General features: G+C 68.8%; 1 protein-coding gene. It reads right to left on the reverse strand.

Going from position 1 to position 1229, the window contains the following annotated elements; all coding sequences use genetic code 11:
* Window positions 1–148: 148 nt before the first annotated feature.
* A complete protein-coding gene (locus GXW76_RS25400) occupies window positions 149–1225 on the reverse strand; it encodes an IS5 family transposase (RefSeq protein ID WP_211864920.1) in 1077 nt (358 codons plus the stop codon).
* Window positions 1226–1229 lie beyond the last annotated feature (4 nt).

Raw genomic sequence — 1229 nt, forward strand, 5'->3', positions numbered from 1 at the left:
CAGCTGGCCCCCTCCAGAAACCCTGATTTTTGGGATCGTGATGGTTGCGTGGTGCGTGGTCAGTCGCTGTGCGTTGGGGTCGCGGACGTCACGCTGCTGATGGATGTTTGCCTGGGCGCACGGGTGACGGGCGCGGCGGTTTCAGGCCCTACGCCGGCGCGGCCTTGCTGCTGAGCCAGACGAACCGCTTGAGGTTGTAGGCGAGGTTGGCGAGGCCGATCTTCACCCGCGCCCGAGCGATGCCAATGGTGCGCACGACCAGCGCCATCGGCCCCTTCTGCTGGGCAAAGACATGCTCGACGGCCGAGCGCACGGCCGATTTGCGGGCATTGGCCTGGCGGGTGCGTGCCGCCATTGGCCGCCCCGGCGGCTTCCTGCGGTGGATGCGCGAGACCAGGCCGCGCTCAGCCAGCCACGCCTGGTTCTTCGCCGAACGATAGGCCGTGTCGGCCCAGACATCGGCGGCAGTGTTGTCGGCGTCGATCACCTCCGCCAGCCGAGCGCCGTCATGGGCTGCGGCGTGGCTCGCGGTCCAGCCGCGGATCAGCCCGTGCCGGCGGTCGATCGCGATGTGGTTCTTGTACCCAAAGGCCGGGACCGCGAGATCGACCTGCGGGGCGCCATCCTCACGCGGCCTGGCCTTGGAGAACTTCACCGTCCAGCGGGCATCGCGGTCCTTCTGGCGCAGCTTCGCAGGCTTCGCCGCCCAGCCTTCCGGGATCTGCCCCGCCTTGATGGCCGCCCGCGCGGCCTCAGTGTTGCGCTGCTTGGGCGCGGCGACGATGGTCGCGTCCACGATCTGCCCGCCCATCGCCAGGTAGCCGGCGGCGCGCAGCGTAGCGTCGAACTGCGCGAACAACCGCTCCACCGCGCCGGCTCGCTTCAGCGCCTCGCGGAACGCCCAGATCGTGTTGGCGTCCGGCACCGGGTCGGCCAGCCCGAGGCCGAGGAAGCGCATGAAGGACAGGCGGTCCTTGATGAGGTACTCGCAGCGCTCGTCCGACAGACCGTGCATCGCCTGCAGCAGCAGGATCTTCAACATCAGCACGTGATCGAAGGCAGGACGGCCGCCCTTCGCCCCATCTGCGCGCAGCACGGCCTGCTCCAGCTCAGCGCGGAACATCGCGAAATCCACCAGCACGGCGATCCGCTCAAGGTCATCGCCCTTGGCCGACAACTCCCGCAGCCGTTCCTCCACGTCGAAGAACCCAGGCTGCCGAACCATCGCC

The sequence above is a fragment of the Neoroseomonas soli genome (assembly GCF_018129065.1).
GTDB lineage: Bacteria > Pseudomonadota > Alphaproteobacteria > Acetobacterales > Acetobacteraceae > Neoroseomonas > Neoroseomonas soli.

Excerpts from the sequence above, each read along its gene's own strand:
- GXW76_RS25400 (WP_211864920.1), bottom strand. The coding sequence starts at position 1,225 with ATGGTTCGGCAGCCTGGGTTCTTCGACGTGGAGGAACGGCTGCGGGAG.